The 9,247-nt window shown below is 73.6% G+C and carries 9 protein-coding genes; 7 read left to right on the top strand and 2 right to left on the bottom strand.

Annotation, left to right across the window (positions count from 1 at the left end; all coding sequences use genetic code 11):
• The 7 genes from KBX06_RS26255 to KBX06_RS26225 all read left to right on the top strand — a co-directional run.
• Window positions 1–494, top strand: a 494-nt coding sequence (locus KBX06_RS26255; protein WP_210839629.1) for an endo-1,4-beta-xylanase, incomplete at its 5' end; no start/stop codon positions are given.
• A 176-nt stretch (window positions 495–670) separates the two neighbouring features.
• Window positions 671–1,567 (top strand): bifunctional helix-turn-helix transcriptional regulator/GNAT family N-acetyltransferase, encoded by an 897-nt coding sequence (locus KBX06_RS26250; protein ID WP_210839628.1) that lies wholly within the window; start codon window positions 671–673, stop codon window positions 1,565–1,567.
• 162 nt (window positions 1,568–1,729) lie between these two features.
• Window positions 1,730–3,082, top strand: coding sequence for a PHB depolymerase family esterase (locus tag KBX06_RS26245; protein ID WP_210839627.1), 1,353 nt, complete (start codon window positions 1,730–1,732; stop codon window positions 3,080–3,082).
• A gap of 140 nt (window positions 3,083–3,222) precedes the next feature.
• On the top strand, window positions 3,223–3,585 hold the full coding sequence (locus tag KBX06_RS26240) for a hypothetical protein (protein ID WP_210839626.1): 363 nt from the start codon (window positions 3,223–3,225) through the stop codon (window positions 3,583–3,585).
• A 184-nt stretch (window positions 3,586–3,769) separates the two neighbouring features.
• A complete protein-coding gene (locus tag KBX06_RS26235; protein WP_210839625.1) occupies window positions 3,770–4,747 on the top strand; it encodes an ATP-binding protein in 978 nt (325 codons plus the stop codon).
• Window positions 4,748–4,912: 165 nt separating this feature from the next.
• Window positions 4,913–5,305 (top strand): SCO5389 family protein, encoded by a 393-nt coding sequence (locus KBX06_RS26230; RefSeq protein WP_210839624.1) that lies wholly within the window; start codon window positions 4,913–4,915, stop codon window positions 5,303–5,305.
• On the top strand, window positions 5,295–6,344 hold the full coding sequence (locus tag KBX06_RS26225) for an LLM class flavin-dependent oxidoreductase (RefSeq protein ID WP_307854764.1): 1,050 nt from the start codon (window positions 5,295–5,297) through the stop codon (window positions 6,342–6,344). Before KBX06_RS26230 ends, KBX06_RS26225 begins: the two co-directional genes overlap by 11 nt.
• A 96-nt stretch (window positions 6,345–6,440) precedes the next feature.
• Here the strand turns inward: KBX06_RS26225 and KBX06_RS26220 are convergent, their stop codons facing one another.
• The gene (locus KBX06_RS26220) at window positions 6,441–7,643 is read right to left on the bottom strand and encodes a hypothetical protein (protein WP_374225677.1); all 1,203 of its coding nucleotides are present in this window, start codon (window positions 7,641–7,643) and stop codon (window positions 6,441–6,443) included.
• A 78-nt stretch (window positions 7,644–7,721) separates the two neighbouring features.
• Complete coding sequence (locus KBX06_RS26215) at window positions 7,722–9,176, bottom strand: glucose-6-phosphate dehydrogenase (protein WP_210839621.1); 1,455 nt, start codon at window positions 9,174–9,176, stop codon at window positions 7,722–7,724.
• Window positions 9,177–9,247: the final 71 nt, after the last annotated feature.

The raw sequence follows: 9,247 nt of genomic DNA, 5'->3' as shown, positions 1-9,247 counted from the left end.
TGGTCAACGACTGCCTCGCCGTCGCCCGCTGCACCGGCATCACCGTCTGGGGCATCCGCGACACCGACTCCTGGCGGGCCAGCGGCACCCCGCTGCTCTTCGACGGCAACGGCAACAAGAAGCCGGCGTACGACGCGGTCCTCGCCGCCCTGAACAACGGCACTCCCCCGCCGACCACGCCGCCGCCGACGACCGGCCCGACCACCCCGCCCCCGGGCGGGGGAAGCTGCACCGCCACGCTGCGCGACGGCACCCGCTGGGGCGACCGGTTCAACAGCGACGTCACGGTCAGCGGCGCCACCAACTGGACGGTCGTCGTCGCGGTGACGCCGCCGCAGAAGGTCTCGGCCACCTGGAACGGCACCCCGAGCTGGGACGGCAGCGGAAACGTCATGACCATGCGCTCCAACGGCAGCGGCAACGTCTTCGGGTTCACCACGATGGCCAACGGCACCTGGACACGTCCACAGGTGCGCTCCTGCACCGCCTCCTGAACACGACCGCCGGGCGATCCCGGGGTGGCGCCGGCCGCGCCGCCCCGGGACCGCCAGGTCGACGCCGGCCCCGGCCGGCACGGCGGGGCCGGCGGGGTGGTGCGCGGAGGGTTTCGCGCGTGCCGCCGGGGAGGCACCGACGCGGACGGCCATATCGCTGACTAAAGTCAGGCTTCATGGAAGCGGAACTCATCGCCGCCGTGCGGCGGTTCAACCGGACGGTGACCCAGCGGGTGGGGGCCCTCGACGACGAGTACATGGCGCGCGCCCGTCCCCTCGCCCAGGCCCGTCTGCTGTGGGAGATCGGCCCCGGCGGCGCCGAGGTCGCCGCGCTGCGGTCCCGGCTCGGGTTGGACTCGGGGCACCTCAGCCGCCTCCTGCGCGCCCTGGAGGGCGACGGCCTCGTCGCCGTCGGGCCGTCGGAGCAGGCCGGCGGGGACGGGCGGGTGCGGATCGCCACGCTCACCGGGGCCGGCCGCGCCGAGTGGGCCGAGCTCGACGAGCGCTCCGACGGGTTCGCCCGGTCGATCCTCGCACCGCTCACCGGGCGACGCCGCGAGCGGCTCGTCGCGGCGATGGCCGAGGTGGAGCGGCTGCTCGTCGCGTCGATGGCGCTCATCGGGCCCTGCCCGCCGGGCGACCCGCGGGCACGCGCGTGCGTGCGTGCGTACGCCCGGGAGGTGGCACGACGCTTCGACGGCGGGTTCGACCCGGCCCGGAGCAACCCGGTCCGCGACGAGGAACTCGTCCCCCCGGCGGGCGTGTTCCTGCTCGCCACCCTCAACGCCGAGCCGGTCGGCTGCGGCGCGGTGAAGCTCCACCGTGGCGCACCCGCCGAGATCAAGCGGGTCTGGGTGGCGGACGCCGTACGCGGGCTCGGGCTCGGCCGGCGGATGCTCAGCGAGCTGGAACGGTACGCCGCCGGACGGGGCTGGACCGCCGTCCGGCTGGACACCAACCGCAACCTCACGGAGGCGATCGCGATGTACCGGGCGGCCGGCTACCGGGAGATCGAGGCGTACAACGCCGAGCCCTACGCCCACCACTGGTTCGAGAAGCGACTGGCGCCGTGACGACGCGAGCGGCGCGACGGCCGGTCACCCGCGGCCGACGCTTGCCAGACCTTCGGCACTTATAGATACTTGTCGATGTTCTTGAGCCGGACGTGATCGGGCAGCCGGGCAGCCCTCGATCGGAACCCCACCCTGTCCACCGTCCGAGGAGAGGAACGGCCCATGAGAGCAAGACTCCGACTGCTGGGCGCCGCCCTGGCCGCCGCCGCGCTGACCGCGCTGGCAGCGGTGGCGCTCGCCCCACCGGCGTCCGCCGCGACCCTGACCGAGGTGACGAACTTCGGCCCCAACCCCAGCAACCTGCGCATGTACCTGTACGTGCCGGACTCCGTCGCGCCCCGGCCGGGGCTGCTGGTCGCGGTGCACTACTGCACCGGCACCGGCCCCGCCATGTACGCCAACACCCGGTACGCGGCGCTCGCCGACCGGTACGGCTACATCGTCGTCTACCCGTCGGTGACCCGCAGCAGCCAGTGCTTCGACGTCTCCTCCCCGCAGGCACTGCGCCGCGACGGCGGCAGCGACCCGGTGGGCATCAAGTCGATGGTCGACCACGTGCGGCAGCGGTACGCCGTCGACCCCGACCGGATCTTCGCCACCGGCATCTCGTCCGGGGCGATGATGACCAACGTCCTGCTCGGGCTCTACCCCGACGTGTTCAGCGCCGGGGCGGCGTTCTCCGGGGTCCCCTTCGGCTGCTTCGCCACCACGAACGGCTCCGAGTGGAACAGCGAGTGCGCCAACGGCCAGGTCACCAGGACCCCGCAGCAGTGGGGGGACCTCGTCCGCGACGCCCACCCGGGATACACCGGCCGCCGGCCCCGCATGCAGACGTGGCACGGGACGAACGACGAGGTGCTGCGTTACCCGAACTTCGGCGAGCAGATCAAGCAGTGGACCGACGTGCACGGGCTGAGCCAGACGCCGACGTACACCGACAGCCCGCAGGCCGGCCACACCCGCACCCGCTACGGCGGCAGCGGCGACCGGGCGCCGGTCGAGGCGATCAGCATGCAGGGGGTCTCGCACAACCTGCCGGTCGACGCGGCGCAGGCGATCCGCTTCTTCGGGCTCGACACCACCGCGCCCCCTACGACGGCGCCCCCCACGACCGCGCCGCCGACGACCCCGCCCCCCACGACCGCGCCGCCGACGACCCCGCCGCCGACGACCCCGCCGCCCAGCACTCCCCCGCCGGGCGCCTGCCGGGTGGGCTACACCGTCGACGCCTGGAACGCCGGGCTGACCGCCGCGGTCACAGTCACCAACACCGGCGCCGCGACGGTGGACGGTTGGTCGCTGGGCTTCACGCTGCCCGCCGGCCAGCGCATCACCAACGGCTGGAACGCGACGTACGCCCCGACCAGCGGCGCGGTCACCGCCCGCAACGTCTCCTACAACGCCACCATCGCGCCCGGCGCGTCGGTCAGCGTGGGCTTCCAGGCCACCCACACCGGTGACACGGGCCGGCCCTCCTCGTTCACCCTGAACGGCGCCACCTGCACGTTCGCCTGAACCGCCCGGGGGCGGCGTCGACACCGGCGCCGCCCCCGGGTCAGCCGGCGCCGGGCGTTCCGGTGACGGACGCACCAGGAGCGGGCCGCGTACGGCCGCACCGCCCCGCGAGACCGGCTGCCGGTTGCTACCCTCCCCCGGTGCGGTGGACCGTGGCCCGACGCAGTCTCGCCGTGCTGGCCGGCTGGTACGCCCTCGCCGTGCTCGCGCCGGTCGCGGCGGCGACCTGGATCCTCGGCCCGGAGTTCCTGGGCCTGGCCCCGGAGCGGCCCGGCCCGGTGCAGCCATGCACGGAGAAGACCCTGGCCTGCTACGGCGGCCCGGGCGTGTGGGACCTGCTCCGGCTCGGCGCGCTGCCGCTCGCGGGCAGCCTGGTCGTCTCGCTGCTGACGCACCGGTTCCTCGTCGACCGGCTCGCCTCGGCGACGGCCACGGGCACCCTGGCGGCGTTCACCGGCTGGCTCGGCTGCGCGCTGCTGGCCTGCGCCCTCGTGCAGCGCTGACCCGGACGCGACAGGGGCGCAATCAGCGCCCGGCTCCGCGCCTGAGCCCGGCGCGGTCCTCTTGTCGTCGCCGTCCGACCCCGACACGCCGCGCCCCGGCGGTCTCCGGACAAGCAGGGTCGCCAACCACTACAGTGCGTGTCATGGAAATGGTTTCCATATCCGGAGAGTGGGAGCAACCCTGATGAAGATCGCATTCGTCGGAAAGGGCGGCAGCGGGAAGACGACCCTCGCGGCGCTCCTCGCACGTCACCTGACCGACGGCGGGCACCCGGTGCTGGCCATCGACGCCGACATCAACCAGCATCTCGCGGTGGCACTCGGCGGCACCCCGGAGTGCGCGGCGCGGCTCACCCCGCTCGGGGAGTTCCTGCCGCAGATGAAGGAGTACCTGCGCGGCGAGAACCCACGGATCGCCTCGGCGGCGGAGATGGTCAAGACCACCCCGCCCGGCGCCGGCTCGCGACTGCTGAGGGTGGACGAGGAGAACCCGATCTACACCGCGTCGGTCCACCGGATCGGCGGCGTACGCCTCGCCGTGACCGGCGCGTTCACCGAGGACGACCTCGGCGTGGCCTGCTACCACTCCAAGGTCGGCGCGGTCGAGCTGCTGCTCAACCACCTCGTCGACGGCCCCGGCGAGTACGTGGTGGTGGACATGACCGCCGGCGCGGACTCCTTCGCCTCCGGCCTGTTCACCCGCTTCGACCGGACCTTCCTGGTCTGCGAGCCGACCCTGCGCAGCGTCGGTGTCTACCGCCAGTACGCCGGCTACGCCAGCGACTACGGCGTCGCGCTCTCGGTCGTCGGCAACAAGATCGAGGACTCCTCCGACGTGGCCTTCCTCCGCGAACACGTCGGCGCGGACCTGCTGACCTGGGTCAGCCGGTCGCCGTACATCCGGCGGGCGGAACGGGGCACCGTCGGCCCGCTGGACGATCTCGAGGCCACCAACCGGGCCGTGCTGCACCAGCTGACCGACGCCGTCGACGCGACGGTCCAGGACTGGCCGGCGTTCACCCGTCACGCGCACGACTTCCACCGCCGGAACGCCGCCGCCTGGGCCAACGAACGGACCGGGACGGACCTCACCGCCCAGATCGACCCCGACTTCCTGATGGGACCCGCGACAGTGCGCCCCAGCACGCCGGCGCTCGGCTGAGCCCGGGTCAACGGCGCCCCGAGCCCACGCGGCCCGGCTGCGACAACTCGCCCCGAAGTCACCCGACACCGGTCCACGCATTGACGCCGACCGCCGTCACGTGTGTGCTCATGCCGCTACAGGGCAACGACAACCGTAGTCATTATCGGTATCCCGAGGAGGATCATGTCCCTCACCGTCCCGCCCGCCCTGCTCGAAGCAGCCGAACGAGGTCACGTCGACGACGCCGACTTCGTCGCCTGCGTCCGGGAATCGCTCCCGTACGCCTGGCAGACGCTCAGCCGGATCGTCGCCGACCTGGAGTCCTCCTCCGCCGACTTCGCGGACAACGTCATCCCGCCGGCGAACGAGGCGGAGCGCGGTCAGCTGCTGCGGGCGCTGGCCAGTGACGCCATCAGAGGCGGTCTGGAACGACACTTCGGCGTGAAGTTCGCCTTCCAGAACTGCCATCGGGCCGCCGCGTTCCGTCCCGGCGCCGTCGACTCGGAGTCCTACCGCCGGTTCACCTCGGTGCGGGGCCAACTGCTCAACCAGTCCCCCGAGCTGCGTGACTGCTGACCCGCCCGCTGGCCTGCTGGCAGGAACGGGTGTGCACCCGCACCTGTTCCTGCTCGCAGGGCTGCCCGCCGGGACGTCTCACGCCCGGGCTCTCGCCGACGCCCACGCCTACGGTCTCGCGGCCGAGAACGCGGGCTACGCCGGGGTGTGGATCGCGGAGCACCACTTCATCTCCTACGGGGTCTGTCCCTCGGCGGTCACGTTCGCCGGGCACCTGCTGGGCGCGACCCGCCGCATCGCGGTCGGGACAGCCGCCTGCGTCCTCTCCAACCGGCACCCGGTCGCGCTGGCCGAAGAGGCCGTCCTGCTCGACGAACTGTCCGGCGGCCGGTTCCGGCTTGGTGTGGCGCGCGGCGGCCCCTGGGTCGACCTGGAGGTGTTCGGCACCGGTCTGGACCGTTACGCGGAGGGATTCGCCGAATCCGTGGACCTGCTCTCCAGGTGGCTCTCCGGGGCGGAAACCGTGTCGAGCACCGGCCGGTTCACGTTCCGACCGGTACCGGTCGTGCCCCGTCCGCGCCGCCGCGTACCCACCTGGATCGCGGCGACGTCGGCCGCCACGGTGGACATCGCGGCGGCCAGGGGCATCCCGCTGCTGCTCGGCATGCACGCCACCGTCGAGGAGAAGGCCGGGATGCTCGACCGGTACGCCGACGTGGCCACCCGCCACGGGCACGACCCGGACGAGATCCGGCACGCGAGCACCCACCTGGCGTACCTGGCGGACAGTGACCGGGCCGCCGAACGGGCGGTACGGGGCGCCCTGCCGGACCTGCTGGCCGGCACCGGCGAATACGTCCGCGTCGACGGCGCCACCGCCGCGCGACGTGACCCCGACCGGTACGTCGACCACCTGCTGGACATCCATCCGGTCGGCGCGGCCCCACGGTGCAGGCAGACCCTCGCCGCGGCCGCCGCGCTGCCCGGGGTCGGACACCTGTTGTTGATGGTGGAGGGGGCCGGCGGTCCGGAACGGACCGTCGAGAACATCACCGGACTGGCCGTCGAGGTCCTCGGCCTCGACCCCGCCGCCGGCTGAGCCGCACCAGCGGAACACCCGGCCGGCACCGTGCACGTTGCCGATGGGCATCGGGGCAACTCGCCAACTGCTGGAGCGACCCCGCCACACTGGCGGTCAGCTGAGCTTGGAGTTGGTCACCGTGGGGTTGCGGGCGCCGAGGAAGAAGATGCCGGGGTAGCCGCGCGTCTCGAAGCCGTCGCTCGGGTTGCGGCGCAGGGCGGAGTTCTCGATCCGCATCGTGCCGGTGCGGTTGTTGCTGACGAAGAAGACGGCCCCGCCGCCCTCGTTCGCCTTGTTGCCCTCGATGATCGTGCCCGCGATCCGGACGGTGAACTCGTTGCCGTCGCAGTAGATCGCCCCGCCGCTGCCGCCGCCAGGCGTGCCGGCCCTGGCCGGGTTGGCCCCGGCGCCGACCGCCCGGTTGTCGCGCAGGACGCTGTTCAGCACCACCCAGGAGACACCGATGCTGCTCAGTGCGCCGCCGTTGGCGCACACGCCGCCGTCGAACGTGCTGCCCACGACGTACACCGGCCTGTTCTCGTACTGGCTGAGCACCCGGATCGCCGCGCCGCCCAGGTCGGGGCCGGTCCGCTCGCAGCGGTTGCGGACGAAGCGCGAGTTGACCACCTTGAACCGGCCGCCCCGCACGAAGACCGCCCCACCGCCGCCACCCTCGGTCCGCTCGCCGGTGGAGTTGCCGTCGGCGAACGTCAGGTTCTGCACGGTGAGCTGCGGGTGGTCCTGGTTCTGGCAGTGGGAGGTGGTCCAGCCCTGCGCGCCGTCGCAGGTGTTCATGTACAGGATCCGGCGCTGTCCCTGGCCGCTGAGGGTGACCTTGCCGCCGCCGTCCAGCACCACCCTCGGCCCGTTGGCGTTGCGGACCTTGGCGGTGGCCGTCATCTTGATCGTCACCGGTTCCGGCCCGCAGTCGAAGGTGATGACGCCGCCGGCCGCGACCGCCTTCACCACCGCGGCCGACGTGCAGCTGGCAGCGGTGCCGCCGCCGATCGTCCGGGTCGGCTTCGACGTGTCGACGGCCCGCGCCTCGGCCGGCACGGGCGCGCCGCCTCCCGGGTTGCCGGCCCTCAGCGTCCCGGCCGCCTTCGTCGAGGGCCTCGGGCTCGCACTCGCCGAGGGCCCGCCGAAGCCGGAACGGGCCGCCGGGGTACGCCTGGAACCGGTCGCCTCACCACCGCCGGCCGGCGCCGACGCGGCTGCCGGGGCCGGCGTCGTGTCGCCGTTCGGGGCGGACTTCCCGCAGGCGGGCAGGCCCGCCCCGGCGAGGGTCAGGACGAGCAGGGCGACAAGCGACTTCACACGCACGCCGTGATGGTCGTGAACGGCACCGCCAGAGTCAAGCGGAGGCCGCAGCCACCCGGTGGCGGGCGGGCGTCCTCAGCGCCACCGCGCGTCGCCGGGCGGGCAGGCCAGGAGGGAGTCCCCCGGTCCGTGGCTGCCCGCCGGGTACTCCTGCAACGGCACCGCCCCCGCCCGCCACGCTTCGAGCACCGGCCCCACGATGCGCCAGCACTCCTCGGCGGTGTCGCCCCGCACCGAGAGCGTCGGGTCGCCGTCGAAGGCGCCGCGCAGCACCTCCCCGTACGGCGGCAGGCCTCCGGGACCGAAGTCGGCCGTCAGGTGCACCTGGTCGAGCTCCAGCGGGTTGCCGGGGCCGTTGATGTTGACGTCGAGGCCCAGCCGGTCCGGGCCGAAGCCGATCCGGAGCCGATCCGGCTGCTCGAGCCCGGTGAGGCCGGTGGGCACCCGGGGCGGCTGTTTGAAGGTGACGACGGCCTCCTTGCGGGTGCCGGCCAGCGCCTTGCCCGAGCGCAGCCGGAACGGCACGCCCGCCCACCGCCACGTGTCCACGCCCAGCACCACCTCCGCCAACGTCTCGGTCCCCCGGGTCGCCTCGATGCCCGGCTCGTCGGCGTACGCGGGCAGCCGTCGCCCGCCGACCTCGCCGGCGGTGTAGCGGGCCCGCCGGCTCCACCTCGCCGGGTCGCCGTCCCACACCCGCGTGGCCCGCAGCACCTGCGCCTTGCGCCCGCGCAGGTCCCGCGCGTCGAGGGTGGGCGGCGCGTCCATCGCCATGAGCGCGAGGATCTGCAACAGGTGGCTCTGCACCATGTCGACCAGCGCGCCCGCGCCGTCGTAGTAGCCGGCACGACCCTCGAGGCCCAGCGTCTCGTCGAAGACGATGTCCACGCACGCCACGTGCGCGGCGTTGAGCACCGGCTCGAAGATCCGGTTGGCGAAGCGCAACCCGAGGATGTTCACCACGGTGGACTTGCCGAGGAAGTGGTCGATGCGGTGCACCTGGTCCTCCGGCACGAGCCCGGCCAGGATGTCGTTGAGCGACCGCGCCGAGACCTCGTCGGTGCCGAACGGCTTCTCCAGCATCAGTCGGGTGCCGGGCGGCAGGCCGACGCGGGTCAGCGCCGCGGCGGCCCGGGCGGTGACCGTCGGCGGCAGGGCGAAGAAGATCACCAACTGGCCGTGGCAGGTGGCCAGCAGCCGCCGCAGGTCCTCCTCGCGGGTCACGTCCGCCGGCACGTACCGGGCGGCGCGGACCACCTCGGTCTCCGCCGGCCCGTCCGCACCCACCATGGCGAAGGACTCGGCCACGCGGCGACGCCACCGCTCGTCGTCCCAGTCCTCCGCGCCGCTGCCGACCAGCCTCAGCCCGGGCTGGGCTCCGCCGCCCACCAGCCGACCCAGCCCGGGCAGCAGCAGTCGCGCGGCCAGGTCGCCGCTGGCACCCAGCAACAGCAGCGTCTGGGGTACGCGGCCCCCGTCGGCGCGACGGTCGGCCACGGAACTGGCGGCGCTCGGGGTCGATGTCGTCATGCACCCACCATGCCCTGCCGGCGGGGCGGGTACGCATCGGTTGCGCGGACCTGTCCCATTCCCCGGCCCCG

The sequence above is a fragment of the Micromonospora sp. C31 genome (assembly GCF_018070575.1).
In the GTDB taxonomy this organism is placed as follows: domain Bacteria; phylum Actinomycetota; class Actinomycetes; order Mycobacteriales; family Micromonosporaceae; genus Micromonospora.
This window is presented reverse-complemented; position numbering and strand designations above follow the sequence as displayed.

Coding starts and splice junctions, on each gene's coding strand:
- KBX06_RS26250 (WP_210839628.1), top strand. CDS start 671: ATGGAAGCGGAACTCATCGCCGCCGTGCGGCGGTTCAACCGGACGGTG.
- KBX06_RS26245 (WP_210839627.1), top strand. CDS start 1,730: ATGAGAGCAAGACTCCGACTGCTGGGCGCCGCCCTGGCCGCCGCCGCG.
- KBX06_RS26235 (WP_210839625.1), top strand. CDS start 3,770: ATGAAGATCGCATTCGTCGGAAAGGGCGGCAGCGGGAAGACGACCCTC.
- KBX06_RS26230 (WP_210839624.1), top strand. CDS start 4,913: ATGTCCCTCACCGTCCCGCCCGCCCTGCTCGAAGCAGCCGAACGAGGT.
- KBX06_RS26215 (WP_210839621.1), bottom strand. CDS start 9,176: ATGACGACATCGACCCCGAGCGCCGCCAGTTCCGTGGCCGACCGTCGC.